Source organism: Nocardioides sp. Z24_21 (genome assembly GCF_058134345.1).
Genome location: NZ_JBYTTH010000001.1, coordinates 328,820 through 355,474, shown reverse-complemented (window position 1 = coordinate 355,474; position 26,655 = coordinate 328,820). Strand labels below are relative to the sequence as shown.

Below are 26,655 nucleotides of genomic sequence, written 5' to 3'. Positions count from 1 at the left end.
AGCGCGGCCGGGTCAGCGCCGGGTCAGTGCTGGGTCAGGGTCGGACGCGGACGATGCGGTCGTCGGCCGGGGTCGGCTGGCCCCGCCCGTCGCGGTTGGAGGTGGTGACCCAGAGCAGGCCGTCGGGCGCCGCGGCGACGGTGCGCAGCCGGCCGAACTCCTCGGTGAGGAACGCGCGGGGCTTGGCCGCCTCGCCGTCCTCGGCGACCGCGATGCGCCACAGGCGCTGGCCGCGGAGACCGGCCATCCAGAGGTGCCCATCGGCGAACGCCAAGCCGCTCGGCGAGGCCTGGTCGACGGGCCAGACCACCTGCGGGTCGACGTAGTCCGGGTCGTCGCCGGCCCCCTCGATGCGGGGCCAGCCGTAGTTGCCGCCCTTCTCGACGAGGTTGAGCTCGTCCCACTCCGAGTCGCCGAACTCCGAGGCCCACAGCCGGCCCTCGTCGTCCCAGGCCAGGCCCTGGACGTTGCGGTGGCCCAGCGACCAGACGGGGGAGTCGGGGTCGGGGTTGCCCGGCGCCGGGTCGCCGTCGGGAGTGATCCGGAGGATCTTGCCGGCCAGGCTCTCGGGGTCCTGGGCGAGGTCGGGGTCACCCGTCTCGCCGGTCGTCACGTAGAGGTGGCCGTCGGGGCCGAACGCGATCCGGCCGCCGTCGTGGATGAACCCGGCCGGGATGCCGTCGAGGACGACCGTCGGGCTGCCGAGCCGGGTGCCGTCGAGCCGGGCCTTGACGACGCGGTTGTCGGTGGCGGTGGTCAGGTAGAGGAAGAGCGTGTGGTCGGAGTCGAAGTCCGGCGACACGGCGACGCCGAGCAGCCCGGCCTCGCCCTGGGGGGCGGCGTCCGCGATCGTTCCGAGCGTGGTGACCTCGCCGCCCTCGTCGATGCCGAGGACCCGGCCGGAGATGCGCTCGGTGACCACGGCGGTGCCGTCGGGCAGGAAGTCAGCCCCCCACGGCACTTCCAGGTCCTCCACCAGGGTGTCGACGACCTCGGGCCGGCCCGACGACGCCCCGGACGTGGACTCCGAGCCGGGCGCCTCGGTGGGCGTCGGCTGCTCGGGCAGGTCCGTCGGCTGGGTGGTGCGCGGCATCGGGTCGGGCTCGGTGCTCGCGCAGCCCGCGGTGACGCCGAGCGCCAGGACCAGCGAGCTGAGGAGCAGTCGCGATCTCAGGGGGCTGCTCGTCATGTCGCCAGTGTGCCGGGTGCTGTCCAATGCTCACCGCCGCCACCGTCGCGGCGGCCGGGCGTCCCGCTGGGGGCGGACCCGGACCGGGTGGCTCCGACAGATGCCGCCACCACGCAGGCGATGGCCAGCCACTGGAGCGGCGAGAGGTGCTCCTGCAGCACCACGATCGCTGCGAGGGCCGCGGCTGCGGGCTCGAGGCTCATCAGGATCCCGAAGACCGCGGGACGCAGGCTGCGCAGCGCGATCAGCTCGCAGCTGTAGGGGATGACCGAGCTGAGCAGTCCCACCAGCGCTCCGAGGAGCAGCAGACGGCCGTCCCACAGTGACGTACCGGCGCTCATCAGGGCGGGCAGGGCCATCCCCGCGGCGGCGACGACGCTGGCCACGGCGAGCCCGTCGAGCCCGTCCCACCGGCGGCCGGTGCTCGCGCTGAGCAGGATGTACGCCGCCCAGGCCGCGCCGGCGAGCAGGGCGCAGGCCACGCCGAGCAGGTCGAGGCCCGTGCGCTCGATGCCGAGGAGCGCGACCCCGGCACCGGCCAGGCCGACCCAGACGAGGTCGCGGGCGCGCCGCGACCCGAGGATGGCGAGCGACAACGGCCCGATGAACTCGATCGTCACCGCGATCCCCAGCGGGATCCGGGACATGGACTGGTAGATCGCCCAGTTCATCGTGGCGAGGCTGGCGCCGAACCCGAGCACGACCAGCCAGTCCCGGCGCGTGCGGCCGGTGAGCCGGGGGCGGGTGATGGCGCCGAGCACCAGCGCGCTGGTGACCAGGCGCAGCCACACCATCGAGGTCGGCGAGATCTCGTCGAACAGCCCCTTGGCGATCGCCGCGCCGAGCTGCACGGACAGGATGCCCACGAGCACCAGGCCGACCGGCCCGAGCAGGGCGCTGCTGGGTCGCCGGGTCACCCGGCCACCCTATTCAGCCGTCGTCATTCAGTGGGCTCGTCGGCCGCGAGGCTGGCGAGGGCCCGGCGCGCGTGCCGCTGCTCGGCGGCGAAGTAGTCCAGGCCCCAGTCGGCCACGAGCGAGGGGAACCGGAACGGCTCGCCGGGCCCGTCGGAGCCCCTCAGCGCCGCGCGTACGTGGGCGAGGTCCCACGCGGCCTGCTGCAGCTCGTCGATGTAGTCGCGCAGCATCTGCCTGGTCTGGTGCGGCTCGCTCACGTGGCCGATGAGCAGGCGCAGCAGGACCGTGTGCTTGAGGACCGGGAAGCCGGCGGGCGTCTGGTCCATCCAGGTGCGCAGCGCCGTCCGCCCGGCGTCGGTGATCGCGTACGACGTCACCTCCCGTCCGCCTTCGGGGCGGACGTCGGCGCGGACGAGGCCCCGGTCGGTGAGGCGGTGCAGCTCGGTGTAGATCTGGCTCATCGCCGGCGAGACCCAGTAGAAGCGCAGCGTGATGTCTGCGCGCTGCTTGATCTCGTAGCCCGTCAGCTCGTCGCCGAACGTGAGGAGGCCGAGGATCGCGTAGCCGGTCACCGGAAGGTCTTGACTCATGATGCTCCGAGAGTAGTGTTCCTAATCGGAATAGTCATCGTCCCGCACCCGGAGGTTCACCGTGTCGCGCACCCTGCTCATGGTCGGAACCCGCAAGGGCATGTGGCTCGGGACCTCGGACGAGTCCCGACAGTCGTGGGACTGGACGGGCCCGCACTTCCCGATGGAGGAGGTCTATTCCGTCATGGCCGACACCCGGGGGAGTGCGCCGCGGTTGCTGGCAGGGGCCTCGTCGAGCTGGCTCGGACCGCAGGTCTGGCGCTCCGACGACCTCGGCGAGACGTGGGACGAGACGCCCAACGGGGCCGTCCGCTTCCCGGAGGACACGGGCGCCACCGTGGCCCGGGTGTGGCAGCTGCAGCCTGGACCCTCCCGCGACGGCGGCGACGACGTGGTGTGGGCGGGCACCGAGCCCGGTGCGATCTTCCGTTCCGAGGACCGCGGCGAGACGTTCTCGCTGGTGCGCGGTCTGTGGGACCACCCGCACCGCGCGGAGTGGAACGCGGGCTTCGGCGGTCAGGCCTTCCACACGATCCTGCCGCACCCGGACGACCCCTCGCGCGTGCTGGCCGCACTGTCCACCGGCGGTGTCTACGCGAGCGCCGACGGCGGCGAGACCTGGCAGCCCTCCAACACCGGGGTGAAGGCAGAGTTCTTCCCCGGCGAGCGCAACTACCCCGAGTTCGGCCAGTGCGTGCACAAGGTCGCCCGGGACGCCGCCGACCACGAGCGGCTCTACCTGCAGAACCACGGTGGCGTCTACCGCTCCGACGACGGCGGCGCCTCGTGGCAGGACATCGCCCCGGGGCTGCCCACGGAGTTCGGCTTCGCCATGGTCGCCCACCCGCACCGCGGCGACACCGCCTACAACTTCCCCATCACCGCCGCCGAGGCCCGGTGGCCCGTCGACGGGCGCGCCCGGGTCTACCGCACCACCGATGCCGGCTCGTCGTGGGAGCCGCTGGGCGACGGCGTCCTGCCCGACGGCTACTACACCGCCGTCATGCGCGACGCCATGTGCGTCGACGACCACGACGTCCCGGGTCTCTACTTCGGCGGCCGCAACGGCGGCGTCTGGGCCTCGCCCGACGAGGGAGCATCCTGGCTGGAGATCCACAAGGACCTGCCGGACGTGCTCGTGGTCCGCGCCGCGAAGCTCCCCTGACGCAGCCGCGCCCTCTGCCGGGCACGCGCAGGCCGTCCCACCCACGCCCGCCCCGGCCCTCTCCCACGCCGCACTGGGCATTGAGTCTCTGAGCGACTCAAGGCTCAAGGCGCGTTCCGCGGCGCGCGCCGAACGCGCCGCTGCGCCGTGAGTCCGTCAGAGACTCAGGGTCCAGTCCGGCCGAGGCGGACTGTGGGCGGTCGCCCGGGGTGGGCCGGGGAACGTCCACAGGGGCGGGCGTTCGGGCCAGTTCGGGGGCCGCTGTGGAGGGCGCGCCGGTCCTGTCGGTCGCCGGCCGTGTGATGGAGCGACGAGGCGATCACGACCAGGAGGCCGGGGATGGGAATGGGGAGCGGGAGCACGACGTGGCGCGACGACGCGTCCAGCGCGGAGATGGCGGAGTGGACCGAGCAGGAGTGGGAGTGGTTCGAGATGGGGCCGTTCGACGGCGGGATACCCGGCCTGGTCCGCCGGGTCAGGCGGATCCTGGAGGTCTCCCAGCGCGGGCTGGCCGCGCTGATCGACGTCTCGCAGTCGGTGGTGGCGCGGTGGGAGACCGGGCGCACCAGTCCGCGGGCGTGCGTGCTGCACGAGCTGCTCAGGATGGCCGGCCTCACCGTGACCTATCGCGACGAGGAGACGGGGGAGGAGGTGACGCCGATGCGGGACGACGGAGCCCGCACGCACGGCGGGAGCCGGTTCCCCGCCCACGCCGACCTGAGGGCGACCGGGTGGTGGACCCCGCGACCGCTGATGACGACGATGGTCGAGTACCACCGTGCGCGCGACCGCTCGCGGGCGCGGCGGGACCCGTCGATCCGAGCCACGACGTGCCCGTTCTGGCGACGCCTCCTGCGCTTGGTCCACGGCACCCCGGACGACCACCCGTCGGTGTGGCAGCTGGCCGCCGAGGCCGAGCATCTCGACGAACGTCGTGAGGAGCGCCTCGGCGTCCCGGTGAGACACCGTGCACGGCCCCGAGAGAGGGCTACTAGCCTGACGGCATGACGCACGCAGCCGACGGACCCGACATCAAGCCCCGCAGTCGCGACGTCACAGACGGGCTCGAGAAGGCCGCGGCCCGGGGCATGCTGCGGGCGGTCGGCATGGGCGACGACGACTGGGAGAAGCCCCAGATCGGCGTCGCGTCCAGCTGGAACGAGATCACCCCCTGCAACCTCTCCCTCGACCGGCTGGCCAAGGCGGTCAAGAACGGGGTGCACGCGGCGGGCGGCTTCCCGCTGGAGTTCGGCACGATCTCGGTGTCCGACGGCATCTCGATGGGCCACGAGGGCATGCACTTCTCGCTGGTGAGCCGCGAGGTCATCGCCGACTCCGTGGAGACCGTGATGATGGCCGAGCGCCTCGACGGCTCCGTCCTGCTCGCCGGGTGCGACAAGTCGCTGCCGGGCATGCTGATGGCTGCCGCGCGCCTCGACCTGGCCAGCGTCTTCCTCTACGCCGGGACGATCATGCCCGGGCAGGTCGACGGCAAGGACGTCACCATCATCGACGCCTTCGAGGCGGTCGGCGCGTGCCTGGCCGGCAAGATCAGCCGCGAGAAGGTCGACGAGATCGAGCGGGCCATCTGTCCCGGCGAGGGCGCGTGCGGAGGCGCCTACACCGCCAACACGATGGCCAGCGTCGCCGAGGCGCTCGGCATGTCGCTGCCGGGCAGCTCGAGCCCGCCGGCCGTCGACCGCCGCCGCGACGGCTTCGCCCACAAGTCCGGCGAGGCCGTGGTCAACATGCTGCGACAGGGCATCACCGCCCGCCAGATCATGACCCGCCCGGCCTTCGAGAACGCCATCGCGATGGCCATGGCGCTCGGCGGCTCCACCAACGCCGTGCTCCACCTCCTCGCGATCGCCCGCGAGGCCGAGGTCGACCTGACCCTCGACGACTTCACCCGCATCGGCCGCAACGTCCCGCACCTGGCCGACATGAAGCCGTTCGGCCGCTTCGTGTGGACCGACTTCGACCGCGTCGGCGGCATCCCGGTGCTGCTGCGCGCGCTGCTCGACGCCGGGCACCTGCACGGCGACGTCCTCACCTGCACCGGCAAGACGATGGCGGAGAACCTCGCCGACCTCGACCCCAAGCCGCTCGACGGCGAGATCCTGCGCCAGCTCGACCGCCCGATCCACGCCACCGGCGGCCTGACCATCCTCAAGGGCTCGCTCGCGCCCGAGGGGGCGGTCGTCAAGAGCGCAGGCTTCGACGACTCCACCTTCACCGGCACGGCCCGGGTCTTCGACGGCGAGCGCAAGGCACTCGACGCGCTCGCCGAGGGCACGATCACCGCCGGCGACGTCGTGGTGATCCGCTACGAAGGTCCCAAGGGCGGCCCGGGCATGCGCGAGATGCTCGCCATCACCGGCGCGATCAAGGGCGCCGGCCTCGGCAAGGACGTCCTGCTGATCACCGACGGCCGGTTCTCCGGCGGCACCACCGGGCTCTGCGTGGGCCACATCGCGCCGGAGGCCAGCGACGGCGGACCGATCGCGTTCCTGCGCGACGGCGACCAGATCACACTCGACGTGGCCAACATGACCCTCGACGTGCACGTCGACGAGACCGAGCTGGCGGCGCGCGCCGAGGGCTGGGAGCCGCTGCCGCCGAAGTACACCCGCGGGGTGCTCGGCAAGTACCGCAAGGTGGTCCAGAGCGCCGCGCACGGGGCGGTCTGCTACTGACGTCGAGACGGGCGGGGGCGGCGGATAGGTTGCGGGCGTGATGACCGCAGCAGAGCTCGACGCCGCCGACCCGCTCGCCCGCTTCCGGGACCGGTTCGTCGGTGCCGCGAGCGACCTCGTCTACTTCGACGGCAACTCCCTGGGGCGTCCCGTCGCCGCCACGGCCGACCGGCTGGTCTCCTTCGTGGAGCAGGACTGGGGCGGGCGCCTGATCCGCGGCTGGGACGAGCAGTGGATGCAGCTGCCGACGACCCTAGGCGACGACCTGGCCCGCACCTGCCTGGGCGCGGGCGCCGGCCAGACCGCCATCGGTGACTCCACCACGGTGTGGCTCTACAAGCTGATGCGGGCCGCGGTCGACCACGCCGTGCGCACCGACCCGGCTCGCACGGAGATCGTCGTCGACACCGACAACTTCCCGACCGACCGCTACGTCGCCGAGGGCATCGCCGCCGAGCGCGGGCTGACCCTGCGCTGGATCGAGGTCGACACCGCCGAGGGCGTCACCGCCGACCAGCTCCGCGAGGCGGTCGGTGAGCGCACCGCGCTGGTCGTGCTCAACCACGTCGCCTACCGCTCGGCCTGGCTGGCCGACGCCGCCGAGCTCACCCGCATCAGCCACGACGCCGGCGCGCTGGTGCTGTGGGACCTGTGCCACTCGGCCGGCGCCGTGCCCGTGGCCCTCGACGCGTGGGACGTCGACCTGGCCGTCGGCTGCACCTACAAGTACCTCAACGGCGGGCCCGGCTCGCCCGCGTTCGGCTACGTCAACGCCCGTCTCCACGACGAGCTCACCCAGCCGATCCAGGGCTGGATGGGCCACGCCGACCCGTTCCTGATGGGCCCCGGCTACACCCCGGCACCCGGGATCCGCAGGTTCATCTCCGGCACCCCGCCGATCCTGGGCATGGTCGCGATGCAGAGCATGCTCGAGCTCGTCGAGGACGCCGGCATCGAGGCGGTCCGCGCCAAGTCCGTCGCGCTGACGTCGTACGCCGTCGAGCTGGCCGACGCGTCCCTGCCCGAGGTCACCCTCGCCTCGCCCCGCGACCCGGCCCGCCGCGGCGGCCACGTGACCCTGCACCACGACCGGATGCGCGAGGTCACCGCGCTGCTGTGGCAGCGCGACGTCATCCCCGACTACCGCGACCCGGGCGGGCTGCGCATCGGGCTCTCGCCCCTGTCGACGTCCTTCGAGGAGGTCGAGCGCGGCGTCGCCGCGGTCGCCGAGGCCCTGCGGGAGACCGCGCGATGAGCGGCACCCCGAGGACCAACGCCCACGGCCAGCGCATCGGTCGACCGGTCGAGTGGGCCCCCGCCGCCCCGCCCGACCCCGCCGTGGTGCTCGCGGGACAGGGCGTGCGCCTCGAGCCCGCCGGCCCCCAGCACGTCGACGACCTCTACGCGTCCTTGTGCGGCGAGGCCGACGAGCCGATCTGGACCTACCTGGCGTGGGAGCGCCCGCGCGACCGCGACGAGCTCGCCGCCATCGTCGCGGAGGGCGGCGCCGACCCGGGCCGGGTGATGTACGCGATCGTCCCCGTCGAGACCGGCCGGGCAGCGGGATTCTGCTCCCTGATGCGCATCGACCCCGCGATGGGCACGATCGAGGTGGGCGCCATCGCGTTCGGCCGCCAGCTCCAGCGCAGCCGCGCCGCCACCGAGGCGATGGCGCTCCTCATGCGCCACGCGTTCGACGACCTCGGCTACCGCCGCTACGAGTGGAAGTGCGACAGCCTGAACGCCCCCTCGCGCCGGGCCGCCATCCGGCTGGGGTTCATCTGGGAGGGCCGGTTCCGCAACGCCGTGGTCGTCAAGGGACGCAACCGCGACACCGACTGGTTCTCGATCACCGACCGCGAGTGGCCGCGTGTGCGCCAGGCCCTCGCCGACTGGCTCGACGACCGCAACTTCGACGCCATGGGGCGCCAGCGCGTCCGCCTGGCCGCCCGTCCGCCCGAGCCCGCCGCCCCCCAGGAGCAGTGACATGGACCAGCGCCTCAGCTTCATCACCCTCGTCGTGGGCGACCTCGAGGTGACCCGAAAGTTCTACGTCGACGGCCTCGGCTGGGAGCCCGAGCTCCACGAGGTCGGTGAGGTGCTGATGTTCCGGGTCGCCGACAAGGTCGTGCTGAGCCTCTGGGCCGAGTCGTTCTTCGTCGAGGAGGTGGGCAAGACGCCGACGCGCGGTGGCGTGCCGCCGATCACCCTGGCCCACAACCTCGCCACCAGGGCGGGCGTGGACACCGTGCTGGAGCAGGCACGCACGGCCGGAGCGGCGCACGTACGGGAGGCCACCGAGCGCGAGTGGGGCGGCTACTCCGGCTACTTCGCCGACCCCGACGGATTCCGCTGGGAGGTCGCCTACAACCCCGGCGCGATCGGGCAGTCGGTGCTCCCGTGAGCGCACCCACCACCGCGACCCCGGACCACGCCGTCCCCGGCTGGGACGACTACTTCCTCGGCATCGCCGACGCAGTGGCCGCTCGGGCCAAGTGCACGCGCCGCCGCGTCGGCGCCGTCCTGACCATCGAGCACCGCATCATCGCCACCGGCTACAACGGCGCGGCGCCGGGGGAGGACGACTGCCTGGGCGGGGCCTGCCCGCGCGGCCAACTGGGCTACGACGACGTGCCCGGCCTCGGGGACTACGACCGCCCCGGCACGCCCGGCTTCTGCATCGCCATCCACGCCGAGGTCAACGCCCTGCTCTTCGCGACCAGGGACACCAAGGGGGCGACCGCCTACATCACCGATCCGCCGTGCCCGGGCTGCCGCAAGGCGCTCGCCGCGGCGGGCGTGGTGCGCGCGGTGTGGCCAGGCGGCGAGCACGACCGCGAGGGCCTCACGGCCTGGGGTCGGTGACGGCGCTGGGCCTTGAGTCTCCAGGAGACTCAAGGTCGAGGGACTCCTCCCTGGCCTCCTCCGTGGACTCCTCCGCGGCCTTCTCCCTGGCCTCCGCCCTGGCCTTCTCCTCGGCCCGGCGCCGGCGCTTCACCTCGCCGCGGGCGAGGAAGAACGCGATGAGCACCGGCACCAGCACCTGGCGGACCGGCTCGGTCCACGCCGGCAGCGACGGCAGCGACGGGAGGTCGATGTCGGGCCACGGGATCGACGGCAGGGTGATGTCGGGCCAGGGGATCGACGGCAGGTCGGGCCAGGGGATCGACGGCAGCGAGATGTCGGGCCAGGGGATGTCCAGGCTCGGCCAGGGCACCAGGCTCAGCAGCCAGACCAGCAGGACCGGCACCCCGACGCCGGCGGCCGCGATCGCCGTCTGCCGTGCGGTGTGGAGGTGGGGGTGGGCACCGATCCATTCGGCGCGCCTGGCCGCTCGTGACCCGGCCGCGGGCTCGAGGTCGGTGCCGCCGAGGCCCGTGTGCGCCTCGGCCTCTCCGTCGTGGAGGGTGACCCGGCGGGTGGGGCCGACGATCGCGCACCGCAGGCGCACGGCACCGTCCGCGCCCGTCGGCGCCAGGACGATCGTGTCGTCGGAGGTCTTCGTGCGCCCCACCTCGGTGCCGTCGCGGGTCCACGCCACCTCGCGGGTGAAGGCATGCTGCTCCACAGTGACGACGTGCTCGTGGCCGCCCTCGACGAGGTGCCAGCGTTCGATGTCCCCCATGGGATGGAATACTAGAGCATGCACTCCATGAAAGGGAGAGGTGACCGGTGGCCCGCACCGTAGACCCGGAGAAGCACCTGGCTCGCCGGCTGCTGATCATCGACGCTGCGCTGACCTGCTTCGCGGCCACGGGGTACGCCGGCACCTCGACCGCCGCCATCTGCCGGGAGGCCGGCATCGGCTCGGGCACCTTCTTCCACTACTTCCCGACCAAGCAGTCGCTGCTCCTGGCGATCCTGGAGCTCGGCACCGAGGAGACGCGGGAGTGGTTCGCCGCCCGGCCGGCCGACGAGGACCCGATGGCCGTCATCGAGGCGCACCTCGCGCACACCGCCGACGAGATGGCCGACCCCCGGCTCGCGGGCTTCGTCCGGGCGGTCGGGGCGGTGATGGGGGAGCGCGAGGTCGAGGCGGCGCTCGCCCGCGACACCCGCGTGCTGGAGGAGGGTCTCGGCCCCTGGGTCGCCCGCGCCCAGGCCGCGGGCCAGGCCCGCACCGACCTGTCGGCAGCCGACCTCACCGCCTGGCTGCTCGTCGTGGTCGACGGCTTCCTGGGGCGCCTCGCGGTGGATGAGTCGTTCACGGCGGCGGGGCAGCGCGAGGTGCTCATCGACACCGTCCGCCGCCTCCTCGCGCCGGGTCACGACCCCGTCAGCGCCGGGTGACCCAGACCAGCTCGCCGGAGTCCCACTTCGCCAGGGCGACCGGCACGAGGCGCCGCATCGCGTCCGTGCCCCCGAGCTCGGCGGCGTTGGTGGCGCCGTACTCCTGCCCCACGGCGTTGTTGTGCTCGTCGACCCGCGAGTCGTGGCGGGCGGACGAGCCGGACTCCTGCGCCGTGGCGATCGCCCGGGCGGTCTCCACCCCGAACCGTGCCGTCAGCACCGCCTGCCACATGAAGTGGCGCATCGCGTTGGCGCGGCCCGGCACGCCACGGCCCTGAGCCGCCGCGATCTGCAGGGCGGCCCGGGAGAGCCGCAGCACCTCGAGCGCGCCGGCGGGTCCGAGGCCGGCCTGCACCGCCGCCACGTAGAGCCGCGGCACCACGGTGCCGGCATGGATCGCCTGCCGCGCGATGTCGCCCAAAGCCATGGACACACAGTGCCAGACTGGTGCCATGGCCCGAGCACCCCTCTTCCCACGCCCGCTGCGCCCCGGCGACCGGATCGGGGTGACCGCCCCGTCGGCGGGCGTCGAGGGCGACGGCGTGGCGCGGATGGACTTCTGCGTCGACTGGCTGCGCGGGCGCGGCTACGAGGTGGAGGTCGGCGAGTTCCTGGTCGGGGGCGGGCTGACCGCCGGCCCGGCCCAGCAGCGCGCCGACGAGCTCACCCGGATGCTGGCCGATCCCGACATCGCGTGCGTCATCCCGCCGTGGGGCGGCGAGACCGCGATCGACCTCGTCGACCTGCTCGACTGGGACGCGCTCGCCGCGGCCGAGCCGACCTGGCTCGTCGGCTACTCCGACCTCTCGACCGTCCTCGTCCCGCTGACCACCCGCCTGGGCTGGGCCACGATCCACGGCGACAACCTCGCCGACACGCCGTACGCCGTCCCCGACGGGCTGCTGCACTGGCTCGACCTGGCCGGCGGGCCCGGTCCGTTCGTGCAGCGCGACTCCGGGCTGGTCACCGACTGGGTGCGCTTCGAGCAGGACCCCCGGGCGACCGAGTGGACCCACGTGGGCACCGGGTCGTGGCAGGTCGAGGGCGGCGGATCGCTCGACGTGTCCGGGCGGCTGATCGGCGGCTGCATCGAGACGGTCGCCAACCTCGCCGGCACGCCGTACGGCGACGTGCGGGCCTGGGCCGAGGGCCTCGACGAGCCGACGATCGTCTACCTCGAGGCGTGCGAGGACCACGCTGTCGACATCTGCCGCTTCCTCCACGGCCTCCGGCTGGCGGGCTGGTTCGACCGGGCGGCCGCGGTGCTCGTCGGCCGCACGGGCGCGCCCGACCACCCCGACCTCACCCAGCGCGAGGCCGTGCTCGATGCCCTGGGCCGTCTCGACCTGCCGATCGTGTGGGACCTCGAGATCGGGCACGTGCCGCCCCACCTGCCCCTGGTCAACGGCGCCCTGGCGCGCGTCGTCGTCGACGACGCCACCCACGAGATCACCCAGACCCTGGCCTGAGCCGACGGGGGTGGTCGCCGTCGGTGCCGAGTGGCAGGGTCGGGCCCATGAGCGATCCGAAGGCACGACTCAGCCACGACGACATCCTCGCCGCCGGCCTCGACGACTGGCGCAAGGTCCTCCACCGCATCAAGGCACGCTTCCGCACCGGCGACTTCGCCACCGGCCTCGAGCTGGTCGACCGGATCGGTGCGGCCGCCGAGGAGGCCGGCCACCACCCCGACGTCACGCTGACCTATCCGGAGGTCGTCGTGACGCTGAGCAGCCACGACGTCGGAGGCATCACCAGCCGTGACCTCGACCTGGCCGGGCGGATCAGCGAGCTGGCCGCCGAGCTCGGAGCGGTGGCCGACGTCTCCGGGCTCACCGAGATCGAGCCGGCGCTCGACACGGCCTCCGCCGAGCGGCTCGGCGACTTCTACGCCGCCCTGCTCGGCGCGCAGGCCGGCCCCGGTGGGGTCGTCGACCCGAGCGGGCAGGTGCCCGGGGTGTGGTTCCAGACGCCCGACGGGGATGGCGGGGCGCCACTGCCCGAGCGCGACCACGAGCAGCGCTGGCACCTCGACGTGTGGGTGCCGCACGACGAGGCCGAGCGGCGGCTTCAGGCCGTGCTCGACGCCGGCGGGCGCCTCGTGAGCGACGCCGACGCCCCGGCGTTCTGGGTCGTGGAGGACGCCGACGGCAACCGGTCGTGCATCTGCACGCCGCTGGAGCGCGGCTGAACGACGCCTGTTCTCCACATCGCGAGACTCGCGTTCCGAATGGTGGGACGCCTGTCACACTTGCTTGACGCCGGACCACCCCGGCGACGACGGTATGTCGCATGCGCACCGAGATTCTTGTACGCACGCGACGCGTGAGCTGACGGCCACCGGCCCAACGCACGCGCGTCACCCCTCGTCGCCCACCGGGCCGAGGGGTTTTTTCATGGCCCAGAGCCGACGTAGACGCAGCAGGAGAGAGAAGGACATGACGCAGCAGGGCGGACAGGGAAGCGGACCGGTCACGGGCGCACAGAGCCTGGTGACGTCCCTCGAGGCGGCCGGCGTGACCGACATCTTCGGCATCCCGGGCGGTGCGATCCTCCCGGCCTACGACCCGCTCATGGACTCCACCCGCATCCGGCACATCCTGGTCCGGCACGAGCAGGGCGCCGGCCACGCCGCGCAGGGCTACGCCGCGGCCACCGGCCGGGTGGGCGTGTGCATGGCGACCTCGGGTCCGGGCGCGACCAACCTGGTCACGCCCCTCGCCGACGCCTACATGGACTCGGTGCCGATGGTCGCGGTGACCGGGCAGGTGGGTGCCTCGATGATCGGCACCGATGCCTTCCAGGAGGCCGACATCCGGGGCATCACGATGCCGATCACCAAGCACAACTTCCTGGTGACCGACCCCGCCGACATCCCGCGCACCGTCGCCGAGGCGTTCCACATCGCCTCGACCGGTCGGCCCGGCCCGGTGCTGGTCGACGTGGCCAAGTCGGCGCTGCAGGCCCCGACGACGTTCGCCTGGCCCGACGAGCTCCACCTGCCGGGCTACCGCCCGGTGACCATCCCGCACCCCAAGCAGATCAAGGAGGCGGTGCGCCTCATCCGCGAGGCCAAGCGTCCCGTCCTCTACGTCGGCGGTGGCGTGATCCGGGCCCGCGCGTCGCGCGAGCTCGCCCAGCTCGCCGCCCTGACCGGCATCCCCGTCGTGACCACGCTGATGGCGCGCGGCGCGTTCCCCGACAGCCACCCCCAGCACCTCGGCATGCCCGGCATGCACGGCACCGTGGCCGCGGTCGCGGGGCTGCAGAAGAGCGACCTGATCATCAGCCTGGGTGCGCGCTTCGACGACCGGGTCACCGGCAACCTCGACTCCTTCGCCCCGGGCGCGCTGGTGATCCACGCCGACATCGACCCGGCCGAGATCGGGAAGAACCGCCACGCCGACGTCCCGATCGTCGGCGACTGCCGCGAGGTCATCTCCCAGCTCGTCGAGCTCCTGCAGGCCGAGGGCGCCGACGGCGACTACGAGGCGTGGGTGGCGTTCCTCGCCGGGGTCAAGCAGAAGTACCCGCTCGGCTACGACGCCCCCACCGACGGCTCGCTCGCGCCGCAGTACGTCCTCGAGCGGCTCGGCGCCATCGCCGGCCCCGAGGCGATCTACTGCTCCGGCGTCGGCCAGCACCAGATGTGGGCGACCCACTTCGTGGGCTACGAGAACCCCAACACGTGGCTCAACTCCGGCGGCCTCGGCACGATGGGCTACGCCGTCCCCGCCGCGATGGGCGCCAAGGTCGGCATGCCCGACAGCACCGTCTGGGCGATCGACGGCGACGGCTGCTTCCAGATGACCAACCAGGAGCTCGCCACCTGCGCGATCAACGACATCCCGATCAAGGTCGCGATCATCAACAACGAGTCGCTCGGCATGGTGCGCCAGTGGCAGACGCTGTTCTACAACGAGCGCTACTCCAACACCGACCTGCACTCCAAGCGGATCCCCGACTTCGTCAAGCTGGCCGACGCCTACGGCTGCGTGGGCATGGCGTGCGAGTCGCCCGACGAGGTCGACGCCACGATCGAGAAGGCCATGGCGATCGACGACCAGCCGGTCGTCGTCGACTTCCGCGTCCACCGCGACGCGATGGTGTGGCCGATGGTGGCCGCCGGCACCAGCAACGACGAGATCAAGTACGCACGCGACCTCGCGCCGCAGTTCGAGGACGTGCAGGACGACTGGGAGGTCCGGGCATGAGCGCCGCCAACAAGCACACGCTGAGCGTCCTGGTCGAGAACCAGCCGGGCGTCCTGGCCCGCATCGCGAGCCTGTTCTCCCGCCGCGGCTTCAACATCGACAGCCTGGCGGTCGGCCCGACCGAGCACCCGGAGGTCTCGCGGATGACCATCGTGGTCAACGTCGACGAGTCGCCGCTCGAGCAGGTGACCAAGCAGCTCAACAAGCTCGTCGAGGTCATCAAGATCGTCGAGCTCGACGGCCCCGGGTCGGTCAACCGCGAGCTGCTCCTGGTCAAGGTCCGTGCCGACGCCGCCACCCGCGGTGCGGTGCTCGACGCCGTCCAGCTCTTCCGCGCCAAGGTCGTCGACGTGGCGCCCGACGCCGTCACGGTCCAGGCCGTCGGCAACTCCGACAAGCTCGCCGACCTGCTGCGGGTGCTCGAGCCCTTCGGCATCCGCGAGCTCGTGCAGTCCGGCATGGTGGCCATCGGGCGCGGCTCGCGCTCGATCAGCGAGCGCACCCAGCGCCCCGTCGCCGTGCCCGCACCCGTGTCCGCCATCGCCACCTGATCCACCCCCCACCTGATCCCACCCAACTGATCCACCCCGAGCAACACACCGACGAAGGAGAGCCCCCAGTGGCTGAGATGTTCTACGACGACGACGCCGACCTGAGCCTGATCCAGGGCAAGAACGTCGCGGTGATCGGCTACGGCAGCCAGGGCCACGCCCACGCCCTGTCGCTCCGCGACTCCGGCGTCGACGTCCGGATCGGGCTGCAGCCCGGCTCCAAGAGCCGCGACAAGGCCGAGGCCGAGGGCCTGCGCGTGCTCACCCCCCGCGAGGCGGCGGAGGAGTCCGACGTGATCGTGATCCTGGCTCCCGACCAGCACCAGCGCACGCTCTACGCCCAGGAGATCGAGCCGGCGCTCACCCCGGGCGACACCCTCGTCTTCGGGCACGGCTTCAACATCCGCTTCGGCTACATCACCCCGCCCGACGGCGTCGACGTCATCATGGTCGCCCCCAAGGGCCCGGGCCACCTCGTGCGCCGCGAGTACGTCGACGGGCGCGGCGTGCCGGTGCTCGTCGCGGTCGAGAAGGACGAGTCGGGCAAGGCGTGGGACCTCGCGCTGTCCTACGCCAAGGCCATCGGCGGCCTGCGCGCCGGCGGCATCAGGACCACCTTCACCGAGGAGACCGAGACCGACCTCTTCGGCGAGCAGGCGGTGCTCTGCGGTGGCGCCTCCCAGCTCGTGCAGTACGGCTTCGAGGTGCTCACCGAGGCCGGCTACCAGCCGGAGGTGGCCTACTTCGAGTGCCTCCACGAGCTCAAGCTCATCGTCGACCTGATGTACGAGGGCGGCATCGCCAAGCAGCGCTGGTCGGTCTCCGACACCGCCGAGTTCGGCGACTACGTCTCCGGCCCGCGGGTGATCACCCCCGAGGTGAAGAAGAACATGGAGGACGTGCTCGCCGACATCAAGAACGGCGCGTTCGCCGAGCGCTTCATCACCGACATGGACAACGGGTCGCCCGAGTTCACCGCGTTCCGCGAGACGGCCGAGAGCCACCCGATCGAGCAGACCGGTCGCGAGCTGCGCAAGCTGATGTCCTGGGTCAAGTCGCACGACGCCGACTACACCGAGGGCAGCTCGGCGCGCTGATCCGCCAGTCAGCACGTCAGTGAGCACCTACACCCACGGGCACGCCGAGGCCGTCCTGCGCTCCCACCGGTGGCGCACGGCGGCCAACTCGGCGGCCCACCTCCTGCCGCACCTGCACGACGGGCAGCGCCTGCTCGACGTCGGGTCGGGTCCCGGCACCATCACCGCTGACCTGGCCCGGCTCGTGCGGGAGGTCGTGGCCGTCGAGATCGACGAGGAGGCGGCGGCGCTGACGCGCACCGAGCTCGAGCGCCAGGGCGTCACCAACGCGACGGTGGTGGTGGGCGACGTCCATGCCCTCGACGTCGACGGTGTCCTCGGCGGGGCGTTCGACGTCGTCCACGCCCACCAGGTGCTCCAGCACGTCACCGACCCGGTCGGGGCGCTCCGCGAGATGCTGCGGGCGACCCGACCGGGTGGCGTGGTCGCCGTCCGCGACAGCGACTACGGCCACTTCTCCTGGCATCCCGCGTCGGGCGGCCTCGACCGGTGGCTCGAGCTCTACGAGGCCGCCGCGCGCGCCAACGGGGGCGAGCCCCACGCGGGCCGGATGCTCCTCGCCTGGGCGCACGCCGCCGGCGCCACCGACGTGGTCGCCGGGTCGTCCACCTGGTGCTACGCCTCCCCGGCCGACCGCGACTGGTGGGGCGGCCTCTGGGCCGACCGCATCACCTCGACCGCGCTGGCCCGCCAACTCGTCGCCGAGCGCCGCGCCTCGGTCGAGGAGCTCGAGCAGGTCGCCGCCGCCTGGCGCGCCTGGGCGACCGACCCCGACGGCTGGTTCTCCGTCCTGCACGGTGAGGTGCTCGTCCGTGCCTGACGCACGTCGGTGCTGGATACCGGGCCACCGGTGCGCGACGATGCGGTCATGAGCCACACCACAACCCCGGCGTCGGGCCTGGAGCAGACCCGCCGCCTCGGCGTCGAGACCACCGGCATCGAGATCATCGAGGAGTCCGCGCGCACGGCGCGACCGCGCGACCTGTTCTGGCCGTGGTTCGCGGCCAACGTCTCGGTCTTCGGCATCAGCTACGGCTCGTTCGTGCTGGGCTTCGGGATCTCGTTCCTCCAGGCCCTGGTGGTCTCGGTGGTCGGCATCGTGGTGTCGTTCGCGCTGTGCGGGATCATCGCCATCGCCGGCAAGCGGGGCTCCGCGCCCACGATGGTGCTCAGCCGCGCGGCGTTCGGCGTCGACGGGCAGAAGGTGCCCGGCGTCGTGTCGTGGCTGGTCTCCATCGGGTGGGAGACCTTCCTCGCGATCCTCGCCGTGCTCGCGACGGCGACGATCTTCGAGCAGCTCGGCTGGTCGGGCGGCACCACGACCCAGGTCGTGGCGACCGTCGTCGTCGCGGCCCTGATCGTCGCGGCGAGTGTCGCCGGCTACCACGTGATCATGCGGATGCAGTCGGTGCTCACCTGGCTGACCGGCATCGCGACGCTGGTCTACGTCGGCCTCACCCTCGACGAGATCGACTGGACGGCCGTGAGCGACATCCCCAGCGGCAGCGCCCAGCAGATGGTCGGGGCGCTGGTCATGGTGATGACCGGCTTCGGGCTGGGCTGGATCAACATCGCCGCCGACTGGTCGCGCTACCAGCGGCGCGAGGCCAAGGGGTCGGCCATCGTCGCCTGGAACACCTTCGGCGGCGCCGTCGCCCCGGTGCTGCTCGTCGTCTTCGGGCTGCTGCTGGCGGGCTCGTCCGCCGAGCTGAGCGCCGGCATCGTCGACGACCCGATCGGCACCCTCGGCACGCTGCTGCCGACCTGGTTCCTCGTGCCGTTCCTCCTGGCCGCGATCCTCGCGCTGGTCAGCGGCGCCGTCCTCGGCATCTACTCCTCGGGCCTGACGCTCCTCTCGCTGGGCGTGCGGATCCCGCGGCCCGCGGCGGCGTTCGTCGACGGCCTCATCCTGACCGCCGGCACGATCTGGGTGGTCTTCTTCGCCGAGGACTTCCTCGGGCCGTTCCAGAGCTTCCTGATCACCCTCGGTGTGCCCCTGGCCGCGTGGGCGGGGATCATGATCGCCGACATCGCGCTGCGCAAGCGCGACTACGACGACGAGGCGCTGTTCGACAGCAGCGGCCGCTACGGCAGCGTCGACTGGACCTCCATCGCCACGATGGCGGGCGCCTCGGTCGTCGGGTGGGGCCTGGTGGTCAACAACTTCGCCGCCGACGCCACCTGGAACAACTGGCAGGGATTCCTGCTCCACCCCCTCGGCCTGGGCACCTACGTCGACGACCCCGCCGGTCCCTACTGGGACGGCAACTGGCCCTACGCCAACCTCGGCGTGCTGCTCGCCCTCGTCCTCGGGTTCGCCGTGAGCTACGTGGCCCGCCGCGCGAAGGTGCGGGCCCAGGAGGCCGACGCCCCGCGCGTCGCCGGCTGACCGGAACAAACCGCCGCCCGGACGGCGTTGGGCCCGCGTGAAGATCGAGATCTGGTCCGACGTCGTCTGCCCGTGGTGCTACATCGGCAAGCGCCGCATCGAGAGCGCCCTGGCGCAGTTCGCCCACGCCGACGAGGTGGAGGTGCGCTGGCGCTCCTACCAGCTCGACCCCGGGGCGCCGACCGAGCCGACCGAGACGACGACGACGATGCTGCAGCGCACGTACGGGCAGTCGCCGAGCGGCGCGCAGCAGATGCAGGAGCGCGTCGAGGCCGTCGCGGCCGAGGAGGGGCTGGTCTACCGGCTCTCCGAGACGATGCACCTCAACACCGTCGACGCCCACCGCGTGATCCACCTCGCCGACCGGCAGGGCGGACCCGCGCTGCAGGGCCGCGTCAAGGAGGCGCTGCTCGAGGCCTACTTCACCCAGGCCCGCAACGTCGCCGACCACGACGTGCTGCGTGAGATCGCGGTCGCGGCCGGGCTCGACGCGACCCGGGTCGAGGAGGTGCTGTCCTCGCGCGAGCTCGAGCAGGACGTGCACGCCGACATGGCGCAGGCCCAGGCCTACGGAGCCAGCGGCGTCCCGTTCTTCGTCGTGGACGAGAAGTACGGCGTCTCCGGCGCCCAGCCGACCGAGGTGCTCACCCAGGTGCTCGAGCGCGCGTGGTCGGAGTCGCACCCGGCCATCGAGGTGCTGGCGGGCGCCGACGGCGGGGACGCGTGCGGCCCCGACGGCTGCGCCATCTGACCGCCTGCGACCGGCCTACCGGGACCTCTCGCCGCGCCCGGCCTTCTCCGCGGTCGTCTCCACGCGCGCCGCCCGCGTCTCGGGTCGCTTGGCCAGCACGATCCACGTCAGGATCAGCTTCTGCGCCGACGCCGACCACGACTCCCAGTGCTCGCGCGCGCCCGGGTGCCGCTCGAAGGCGGCAGCGAGGTCGTCGGGCACGACGAGGTCCTCGACCGCGTCCATGAGCGTCCACATGCCCGTCTCCTTCGCGACGGCCACCGCCGCGGCCCCCGCCGGCTCCAGCAGGCCGGCCTCCTGCAGGCGCGCGATCCGGCCCTTGTTGATCCGGGTCCACATGCTGCCCCGGCGCCGCGGGGCGAACCACTGCATCGAGCGCTGCTCGTCGAGCGGCTTCACCGTCGAGTCGACCCAGCCGTAGCGCAGCGCCTCGAGGACCGCCACCTCGTAGGTGAAGGGCCGCTCCGTGGCCCGGCGCGGGCTCACCAGCCACACGCCGTCGGGCTGCCGGTGGTGCTCGACCAGCCACGCGCTCCACTCCTCGACCGTCCGCGGCTCCAGCCGCTCGGCGTCGTCCATCGCACCCATGGACCGATCGTAGGGGCCGGGTACGACGTCCGGATGCTGACGCATTGGGACTCCCGATCCACTCGCGGGTAGGGTGGTCACCGCACAGCGTCGTGCAGTCCCGGACACCCTCGACCCACCCAGAGGACCCACGCTGTGAGCGCACCCGTCAAGCCCGTCGTACTCATCGCCGAAGAGCTCAGCCCCGCCACCATCGACGCGCTGGGCCCCGACTTCGAGATCCGGCACTGCAACGGTGCCGATCGCGCCGAGCTCCTGCCCGCGATCGTCGGCGTCGACGCGATCCTCGTCCGCTCCGCCACCAAGGTGGACGCCGAGGCGCTCGCGGCCGCCGACCGGCTCAAGATCGTGGCCCGCGCCGGCGTCGGCCTCGACAACGTCGACGTCAAGGCCGCGACGCAGGCCGGTGTGATGGTCGTCAACGCGCCCACGTCCAACATCGTCAGCGCCGCCGAGCTCGCCGTCGCACTGATGCTCGCCGCCGCCCGCCACATCAGCCCCGCCCACGCGGCCCTGCGCGGTGGCGAGTGGAAGCGCTCGAAGTACACCGGCATCGAGCTCTACGAGAAGACCGTCGGCATCGTCGGCCTGGGCCGCATCGGGGTGCTCGTCGCGCAGCGGCTGAGCGCCTTCGGCATGAAGGTCATCGCCTACGACCCCTACGTGCAGGCCGGCCGCGCCGCGCAGATGGGCGTACGCCTGGTCGACCTCGACACGCTGCTCGACGAGTCGGACTTCATGAGCGTCCACCTGCCCAAGACGCCCGAGACGCTCGGCCTCATCGGCGCCGACCAGCTCGCCCGCGCGAAGGACAGCCTGGTCCTGGTCAACGCGGCCCGCGGCGGGATCGTCGACGAGGCGGCGCTCTACGACGCCCTCAAGACCGGCCAGATCGCGGCCGCCGGCCTCGACGTCTTCGCCAGCGAGCCCTGCACCGACAGCCCGCTGTTCGAGCTCGAGAACGTCGTCGCCACGCCCCACCTGGGCGCGTCGACCGACGAGGCGCAGGAGAAGGCCGGCATCGCGGTCGCCCGCTCCGTGCGGCTCGCGCTGGGCGGCGAGCTCGTGCCCGACGCGGTCAACGTGCAGGGCGGCGTCATCGCCGAGGACGTACGCCCCGGCATCCCGCTCACCGAGAAGCTCGGCCGGGTCTTCACCGCGCTCGCCGGCGAGGTCGCCCAGCAGCTCGACGTCGAGGTGCGCGGCGAGATCACCGAGTACGACGTCAAGGTGCTCGAGCTCGCGGCGCTCAAGGGCGTCTTCGCCGACATCGTCGAGGAGCAGGTGTCCTACGTCAACGCGCCGCTGCTGGCCGCCGAGCGCGGCACCGAGGTCCGCCTGGTGACCGAGGCGGAGAGCCCTGACCACCGCAACCTGATCACGCTGCGGGGCACCCTGGCCGACGGGACCCAGGTCTCCGTCAGCGGCACGCTCGTCGGGATCGCCCAGAAGGAGCGGCTCGTCGAGGTCAACGGCTTCGACGTCGACATCGAGCCCACCACCCACCTCGCGTTCCTCACCTACGAGGACCGTCCGGGCATGGTCGGCACCGTGGGCGGCATCCTCGGCGACGCGGCCGTCAACATCGCCGGAATGCAGGTCTCGCGGCAGGACAAGGGCGGCGCCGCCCTCGTCGCGCTCAGTGTCGACTCGGCGATCCCCGCCGCGACGCTGGATGAGATCGAGGCCGCCATGCAGGCGGCGTCGGTGCGGGCCGTCGACCTGTCCTGACGGCCCAGAGACGGCGAACGCCCCGGCGAGCACTGCTCGCCGGGGCGTTCTCGTCGTGCGCGCGACGCGGGTCCTGTCGCGTCCGCCTCACGCGACCATGACGCGCCCGGCCTGACGGCGCGTGGGCGCCCGGGCGGCGTCGGACGTCACGTGCTCCCATGCCGCGGCCAGGCGTCGTACCGCCTCCTCGAGACGGTCGGGCTCCGCCGTCCACGGGATCCGCACGAACCGGTCGAGACCGCCCTCCACCGCGAAGACCGGCCCCGGCGCCAGCACCACGCCGCGACGCTCCGCCTCGGCCGTCGTCGCCGTGGCGAGCGCCTCGGGGAGCTCGCACCACAGGGCGAGCCCGCCGTCGGGCACCCGGAAGCGCCACGCCGGCAGGTGCTGGCCGATCGCGGCCACCAGCGTGTCGCGGCCGGCCAGCAGCCGTGCGCGGTGGGCAGGCAGCACCTCGTCGGCGTGGTCCAGCAGGTCGGCCAGCACCAGCTGCTCGAACACCGGCGCCCCGAGGTCGAGGCCGATGCGTGCCTGCAGGAGCCGGTCCATGTCGGCCAGCGGGGCGCGCACCCACCCCAGCCGCAGCCCGCCCCAGAACGACTTGCTGGCGCTGCCGATCGTGATCGCGCCCGGCGCGTGGGCCGCGAGCGGGCTGGGCATGTCGTCGGCCAGCCCGGGGCGCAGGGCGAGTGCCTGGTGGGCCTCGTCGGCGACGACGGTGGTGCGGGTGCGGGCCAGGGCGCCGGCGAGCTGCTCGCGCTGGTCGTCGCCCATCAGCTGCCCGGTGGGGTTCTGGAAGTCGGGGATCAGGTAGGCCAGCCGGGGCGAGGTCCGGCGCAGCGTGGCGGCCAGCGCGTCGAGGTCCCAGCCGTCGGGGTCGACGGTCGCAGCGACCAGCCGGGCGCCGGCGTGCCGCACCGCCCGGGTCGCGTTGGGGTAGGTCGGTGACTCCACGACGACCCGTGCCCCCGGGGTGGTGAAGGCCCGGGCCACCACCGAGGCGGCCGCCAGGGCGCCCGCGGTCACCATCACCTGCTCGGGGACGGTGGGCAGTCCGCGCGCCTCGTACGACGCGGCGATGCGCGCCTGCAGGGCCGGCATCCCGAGCGGGAAGTAGCCCGGCCCGCTGAGGTAGGCCGGCAGCTGCTCGCCGGCACGCTGGTAGGCCTCGACGAGGCCGGGCGGGGCGGAGCTGGCCGCGCAGTTGAGGTCGATGGCGTCCTCGCCGCCCGTGCCCGGCATCAGCGACCGGTCGTGGGCCCGCCTGCGCCCGCCGGGCACGGTCGTGAAGGTGCCCGACCCGCGGCGCGACTCGGCGTAGCCGGACTCGCGCAGCACCTCGTAGGCGCGGGTGATCGTGGTGCGCGAGACGTCGAGTGCCGCGGAGAGGTCGCGCTCGCTCGGCAGCCGCACGTCGACGCCCACCCGACCGTCGCCGATGAGCACCCGCAGGCTGTCGGCAAGGCCGAGGTAGGCGGGGGAGCGGGGGAAGTCGGCCACGAGGGTGGCCACCCGATGGGCGTTGACGACGCGGCTCATGCAGGCCACTGTCACAGGATTGGCTATTTCGAGCAAGGCCAATCCGGGTCAGGCTGGTGCCATGTTCGACAGCACGTCCGCCAGCACGTCCGCCAGCACGTCCGTCGGCACCGTCGTCTCGCGCCCCGCCCTCGTCGACCTCGGCCCGGTCGCCCAGCTGCGCGCGGGACGCCTCGCCCGTCGCCTCCCGCAGCTCTACGTGGGCCTGTTCCTCTACGGCGTCTCGCTGGCGATGATGGTCCGCGGGGCGCTCGGCCTCGCGCCGTGGGACGTGCTGCACTCCGGCTTCGTGCGGCACGTGCCGATGACGCTCGGCCAGGCGGTCGTCCTCTTCAGCTTCGTCGTGCTGGTGCTGTGGATCCCACTGCGCGAGATGCCGGGTCTCGGCACGATCAGCAACGCGGTCGTGGTCGGCCTCGCGGCCGACGCGACGCTCGGCGTCCTCACGCCTCCCGACGCGATGGCCGGGCGAGTGGCGCTGATGCTCGGCGGCGTCGTGCTCTGCGGCGCGGCCGGCGCGCTCTACATCGGCGCCCAGCTCGGCCGCGGTCCGCGCGACGGACTGATGACGGGTCTGGCCCGTCGCGCCGGGCTGTCCCTCCGCCTGGTCCGTACGGGTCTCGAGGTCACCGTCGTGGTCCTGGGGCTGCTCCTCGGCGGGGTGCTCGGCGTGGGCACGGTCGTCTACGCCCTCGCCATCGGCCCGCTCACCCAGCTGATGCTGCCCTGGGTGACCGTCGAGCTCACGCCGTCGCCGACGGACCGGCCCGCCGGCTGAGCGCGGCCGTCAGCCCGGGCCGGCGTCGCCGGAGACGAGGTAGGCGATCACGCCGACGCTGACCACGCTCGAGACGAGCATGCCGCCCGTCCCGAACATCAGCGGCAGGGCGGTGATCGCCCACACGTCGAAGCCCCGGGCGGCGCTGAGGAACACGCCGGACGGCACGCCCCCGGCGGGGGTGCTGACCAGGGGCGCGGCGTAGTTCGGCGGCTTGCCGCTCACCCACCGCACGGTCGCTGCGATCGACGACAGCCCGCACGCGACGGCGAGGTTGACCGCTCCGCCGTCCTCGCCGACGACCGGCAGCAGCGTCCAGGTCGTCGCCAGGGCGAACGCCATCAGCGCCGTCGCGGGCACGACCAGGTGCGCGAGCACCAGCGTCCGCCGGCGCAGAGGCAGCATCCGGGCGATGCTGCGGGTGCGCACGACCACGCGGAGGCCGGAGCAGAGCGCCGGACCGCCGAGCAGCCCCGCCAGGGTCGTCGCGAGCACGACCGCCCGGCCGGCGCCGGCCTCCGCCGCGGCGTACGGGACGAGCACGAGACCGGCGAGCAGGACGTACGGCTGGGGTGCCCGGGCCGCCCGCAGCAGGTCGCGGTGGACCAGCGCGCGCCAGCCGAGCGGACCGCCGGTGCGCGATCTGACGCGCGCGCCGCGACCCCAGCGGCGGGCGAGCAGCACGTCGTACATCAGGCCGAGGTCGACCGACGACAGCGCTCCCGACAGGCTGGGGGAGAGGTGCTCGGTGTAGCCGAGCACGCGGCGCGACACGCGGCCGACGGCGATCGCCGCGCGCCAGGCGAGCGTGCCGGCGACCACGACGAGCAGGGCGGCCGCGACGATCCCGGTCGCCGCCGGGACCTCCGGCACGACCTCGAGCCGGTGGGTCGCGGCCAGCGCGAGCGCCAGCCAGAGCGCACCGGTGACGCACCACGTGAGCCACCGCGCGACCGGGTCCTCCCGCACCTGGGACAACGCCGCCACCCCCACGCAGGCGCACGCGGTGGCACCGCCCGCTGCCAGGTAGAGCACCGACTCGTGCCACGAGAAGCCGCCCAGCACGGCCGGTGCCAGCAGCAGGAGCACGGTGCCGAGGCCGGTGGTCGCGACGGTCCGCAGCCAGCCGGGACGCAGCAGCGCGCCGCGGTCGACGGGCGAGCCGAGCAGCCACGCGTTGGCCGCGGGCGGGCTGAAGACCGGACCGAGCAGCCGGGCCATGCCGAGCGCCAGCAACGCGACCGCGAGGGTCGCCAGCCAGGGGACCGCCGACCGGACCTCGGCGCACGCGGCGAGGCACGCGTCGTCGGCGAGCCGGCGCAGGCTGAGCACGACGTTGCCGGCCATCGCGGCGATCATCACCACGCAGAAGAGGGCGACGTAGGCGTCCGAGAGGACCTCGCCCCACGACAGCTCGGCGCGGCCCCGGCGCCAGTGGCGGATCTCCGCGCGCAGCTCCCGGGCGGACGGGACCTCCGCGAGGGCCGCCGGGTCAGTCGCCATCGTCGGGCTCGTCCCCGAGGCGGACCACCCGGTCGCAGACCCGCGCGACGAGGTCGGGGTCGTGGCTCACCAGCAGCACGGCCCGCCCGGCGGTCTTCTCGGCGAGGAGCTTCGCGCCGAGCCACTGCACGCCCGCGACGTCGAGCCGCGCCTCCGGCTCGTCGAGCACCAACAGCCGGCGCGGGCGTACGAACGCGCTCGCGAGGGCCAGCCGCCGTCGCTGTCCGGACGACAGCGTCGAGGGGAGCTGGCCCGAGACCTCCATCAGCCCGGTCTCGGCGAGCACCGCGTCGACGACCTCCTGGGCGTCCGGCTGCGCGTGCGCCCGCGCGACCAGGTCGAGGTGCTCGACCACGGACAGGTCGGGGAAGAAGTCGATGTCGTCCATCACCACGGCCAGGTCGGCCCGGATCCCGGGCTCCCGTTCGTCGAGGACGCGCCCGTCCAGCGTCGTCTCGCCGGCATCGGCGCGGTCGGCGCCGATGAGGCAGCGCAGCAGCGTCGACTTGCCGCTGCCGTTGGGACCCACCACCCCGACCGCCTCGCCCGAGGCGACGTCCAGGTCGACCTCCGACAGGATCGTCCGGTCGGCGAAGCGGCGGGAGATCCCCCGTGCCCGGAGCAGCGGGGGAGACTCGTCGGCGGCCACGTGCGTCATCCAAGCAGG

At 73.1% G+C, this 26,655-nt stretch carries 27 protein-coding genes; 18 read left to right on the top strand and 9 right to left on the bottom strand.

Features of this window, described 5'->3' with window-relative positions:
* Positions 1 to 34 precede the first annotated feature (34 nt).
* Genes AC3X7Z_RS01730 through AC3X7Z_RS01720 form a run of 3 tightly spaced genes read right to left on the bottom strand, consistent with a single transcriptional unit; the run spans position 35 to position 2,696 of the window.
* Positions 35 to 1,189, bottom strand: coding sequence for a PQQ-dependent sugar dehydrogenase (locus AC3X7Z_RS01730; protein ID WP_489974796.1), 1,155 nt, complete (start codon positions 1,187 to 1,189; stop codon positions 35 to 37).
* Positions 1,186 to 2,106, bottom strand: a complete 921-nt coding sequence (locus AC3X7Z_RS01725) for an EamA family transporter (RefSeq protein WP_489974795.1) — start codon at positions 2,104 to 2,106, stop codon at positions 1,186 to 1,188. The genes AC3X7Z_RS01730 and AC3X7Z_RS01725 overlap by 4 nt, the downstream gene beginning before the upstream one ends.
* 23 nt (positions 2,107 to 2,129) lie before the next feature.
* Positions 2,130 to 2,696: a PadR family transcriptional regulator gene (locus AC3X7Z_RS01720; protein WP_489974794.1), complete on the bottom strand. Its 567-nt coding sequence runs from the start codon at positions 2,694 to 2,696 to the stop codon at positions 2,130 to 2,132.
* 61 nt (positions 2,697 to 2,757) lie between these two features.
* Here AC3X7Z_RS01720 and AC3X7Z_RS01715 point away from each other — a divergent pair, with 61 nt between their 5' ends.
* From AC3X7Z_RS01715 to AC3X7Z_RS01685, 7 genes are all read left to right on the top strand, one after another.
* A complete protein-coding gene (locus AC3X7Z_RS01715; protein WP_489974793.1) occupies positions 2,758 to 3,861 on the top strand; it encodes a WD40/YVTN/BNR-like repeat-containing protein in 1,104 nt (367 codons plus the stop codon).
* A 339-nt stretch (positions 3,862 to 4,200) separates the two neighbouring features.
* The gene (locus AC3X7Z_RS01710; RefSeq protein ID WP_186340834.1) at positions 4,201 to 4,869 is read left to right on the top strand and encodes a helix-turn-helix domain-containing protein; all 669 of its coding nucleotides are present in this window, start codon (positions 4,201 to 4,203) and stop codon (positions 4,867 to 4,869) included.
* On the top strand, positions 4,866 to 6,557 hold the full coding sequence (ilvD, locus tag AC3X7Z_RS01705) for a dihydroxy-acid dehydratase (protein WP_186340835.1): 1,692 nt from the start codon (positions 4,866 to 4,868) through the stop codon (positions 6,555 to 6,557). Before AC3X7Z_RS01710 ends, ilvD begins: the two co-directional genes overlap by 4 nt.
* A gap of 40 nt (positions 6,558 to 6,597) precedes the next feature.
* Complete coding sequence (gene kynU, locus AC3X7Z_RS01700; RefSeq protein WP_186341238.1) at positions 6,598 to 7,812, top strand: kynureninase; 1,215 nt, start codon at positions 6,598 to 6,600, stop codon at positions 7,810 to 7,812.
* Positions 7,809 to 8,543: a GNAT family N-acetyltransferase gene (locus AC3X7Z_RS01695; protein ID WP_489974792.1), complete on the top strand. Its 735-nt coding sequence runs from the start codon at positions 7,809 to 7,811 to the stop codon at positions 8,541 to 8,543. Before kynU ends, AC3X7Z_RS01695 begins: the two co-directional genes overlap by 4 nt.
* A 1-nt stretch (position 8,544) precedes the next feature.
* Positions 8,545 to 8,961 (top strand): VOC family protein, encoded by a 417-nt coding sequence (locus tag AC3X7Z_RS01690; protein ID WP_186340837.1) that lies wholly within the window; start codon positions 8,545 to 8,547, stop codon positions 8,959 to 8,961.
* Entirely contained in the window at positions 8,958 to 9,422 is a 465-nt protein-coding gene (locus tag AC3X7Z_RS01685; protein WP_186340838.1) for a deoxycytidylate deaminase, read from the top strand. Before AC3X7Z_RS01690 ends, AC3X7Z_RS01685 begins: the two co-directional genes overlap by 4 nt.
* Here AC3X7Z_RS01685 and AC3X7Z_RS01680 read toward each other — a convergent pair.
* Positions 9,403 to 10,182, bottom strand: a complete 780-nt coding sequence (locus AC3X7Z_RS01680; protein ID WP_489974791.1) for a hypothetical protein — start codon at positions 10,180 to 10,182, stop codon at positions 9,403 to 9,405. The two genes, AC3X7Z_RS01685 and AC3X7Z_RS01680, sit on opposite strands and share 20 nt — an antisense overlap.
* Before the next feature lie 47 nt (positions 10,183 to 10,229).
* Here AC3X7Z_RS01680 and AC3X7Z_RS01675 point away from each other — a divergent pair, with 47 nt between their 5' ends.
* Entirely contained in the window at positions 10,230 to 10,847 is a 618-nt protein-coding gene (locus tag AC3X7Z_RS01675) for a TetR/AcrR family transcriptional regulator (protein WP_489974790.1), read from the top strand.
* Here AC3X7Z_RS01675 and AC3X7Z_RS01670 read toward each other — a convergent pair.
* Positions 10,834 to 11,274, bottom strand: coding sequence for a DUF6973 domain-containing protein (locus AC3X7Z_RS01670; RefSeq protein ID WP_186340840.1), 441 nt, complete (start codon positions 11,272 to 11,274; stop codon positions 10,834 to 10,836). The two genes, AC3X7Z_RS01675 and AC3X7Z_RS01670, sit on opposite strands and share 14 nt — an antisense overlap.
* Positions 11,275 to 11,299: 25 nt before the next feature.
* Between AC3X7Z_RS01670 and AC3X7Z_RS01665 the strand changes: the two genes are divergently transcribed.
* The 8 genes from AC3X7Z_RS01665 to AC3X7Z_RS01630 all read left to right on the top strand — a co-directional run bounded on the left by AC3X7Z_RS01665 (position 11,300) and on the right by AC3X7Z_RS01630 (position 19,849).
* Complete coding sequence (locus AC3X7Z_RS01665; RefSeq protein WP_489974789.1) at positions 11,300 to 12,316, top strand: S66 family peptidase; 1,017 nt, start codon at positions 11,300 to 11,302, stop codon at positions 12,314 to 12,316.
* Positions 12,317 to 12,363: 47 nt separating this feature from the next.
* The gene (locus AC3X7Z_RS01660; RefSeq protein ID WP_489974788.1) at positions 12,364 to 13,038 is read left to right on the top strand and encodes a 4a-hydroxytetrahydrobiopterin dehydratase; all 675 of its coding nucleotides are present in this window, start codon (positions 12,364 to 12,366) and stop codon (positions 13,036 to 13,038) included.
* Positions 13,039 to 13,243: 205 nt separating this feature from the next.
* Positions 13,244 to 15,061, top strand: a complete 1,818-nt coding sequence (locus AC3X7Z_RS01655; protein ID WP_489974787.1) for an acetolactate synthase large subunit — start codon at positions 13,244 to 13,246, stop codon at positions 15,059 to 15,061.
* Entirely contained in the window at positions 15,058 to 15,612 is a 555-nt protein-coding gene (gene ilvN, locus AC3X7Z_RS01650) for an acetolactate synthase small subunit (protein WP_186340844.1), read from the top strand. The genes AC3X7Z_RS01655 and ilvN overlap by 4 nt, the downstream gene beginning before the upstream one ends.
* A gap of 68 nt (positions 15,613 to 15,680) precedes the next feature.
* Positions 15,681 to 16,709: a ketol-acid reductoisomerase gene (ilvC, locus tag AC3X7Z_RS01645; RefSeq protein ID WP_277395297.1), complete on the top strand. Its 1,029-nt coding sequence runs from the start codon at positions 15,681 to 15,683 to the stop codon at positions 16,707 to 16,709.
* 19 nt (positions 16,710 to 16,728) lie between these two features.
* Complete coding sequence (locus AC3X7Z_RS01640) at positions 16,729 to 17,529, top strand: class I SAM-dependent methyltransferase (protein WP_489974786.1); 801 nt, start codon at positions 16,729 to 16,731, stop codon at positions 17,527 to 17,529.
* A gap of 48 nt (positions 17,530 to 17,577) precedes the next feature.
* The gene (locus AC3X7Z_RS01635) at positions 17,578 to 19,098 is read left to right on the top strand and encodes a purine-cytosine permease family protein (RefSeq protein WP_489974785.1); all 1,521 of its coding nucleotides are present in this window, start codon (positions 17,578 to 17,580) and stop codon (positions 19,096 to 19,098) included.
* A gap of 37 nt (positions 19,099 to 19,135) precedes the next feature.
* On the top strand, positions 19,136 to 19,849 hold the full coding sequence (locus AC3X7Z_RS01630; protein WP_489974784.1) for a DsbA family oxidoreductase: 714 nt from the start codon (positions 19,136 to 19,138) through the stop codon (positions 19,847 to 19,849).
* 15 nt (positions 19,850 to 19,864) lie between these two features.
* On the opposite strand, the gene AC3X7Z_RS01625 is transcribed toward AC3X7Z_RS01630, so the two are convergent.
* The gene (locus AC3X7Z_RS01625; protein WP_186340848.1) at positions 19,865 to 20,437 is read right to left on the bottom strand and encodes a YdeI/OmpD-associated family protein; all 573 of its coding nucleotides are present in this window, start codon (positions 20,435 to 20,437) and stop codon (positions 19,865 to 19,867) included.
* Between the two features lie 135 nt (positions 20,438 to 20,572).
* On the opposite strand from AC3X7Z_RS01625, the gene serA reads away from it, so the two are divergent.
* A complete protein-coding gene (gene serA, locus AC3X7Z_RS01620) occupies positions 20,573 to 22,168 on the top strand; it encodes a phosphoglycerate dehydrogenase (protein ID WP_186340849.1) in 1,596 nt (531 codons plus the stop codon).
* 87 nt (positions 22,169 to 22,255) lie between these two features.
* Here serA and yczR read toward each other — a convergent pair whose 3' ends face one another.
* On the bottom strand, positions 22,256 to 23,707 hold the full coding sequence (gene yczR, locus AC3X7Z_RS01615; RefSeq protein ID WP_489974783.1) for a MocR-like transcription factor YczR: 1,452 nt from the start codon (positions 23,705 to 23,707) through the stop codon (positions 22,256 to 22,258).
* Between the two features lie 61 nt (positions 23,708 to 23,768).
* Here yczR and yczE point away from each other — a divergent pair, with 61 nt between their 5' ends.
* Complete coding sequence (yczE, locus tag AC3X7Z_RS01610; protein ID WP_489974782.1) at positions 23,769 to 24,485, top strand: membrane protein YczE; 717 nt, start codon at positions 23,769 to 23,771, stop codon at positions 24,483 to 24,485.
* A 9-nt stretch (positions 24,486 to 24,494) separates the two neighbouring features.
* On the opposite strand, the gene AC3X7Z_RS01605 is transcribed toward yczE, so the two are convergent.
* Complete coding sequence (locus tag AC3X7Z_RS01605) at positions 24,495 to 25,988, bottom strand: DUF6297 family protein (protein ID WP_489974781.1); 1,494 nt, start codon at positions 25,986 to 25,988, stop codon at positions 24,495 to 24,497.
* The gene (locus AC3X7Z_RS01600; RefSeq protein WP_489974780.1) at positions 25,978 to 26,646 is read right to left on the bottom strand and encodes an ABC transporter ATP-binding protein; all 669 of its coding nucleotides are present in this window, start codon (positions 26,644 to 26,646) and stop codon (positions 25,978 to 25,980) included. The genes AC3X7Z_RS01605 and AC3X7Z_RS01600 overlap by 11 nt, the downstream gene beginning before the upstream one ends.
* Between the last annotated feature and the right edge of the window lie 9 nt (positions 26,647 to 26,655).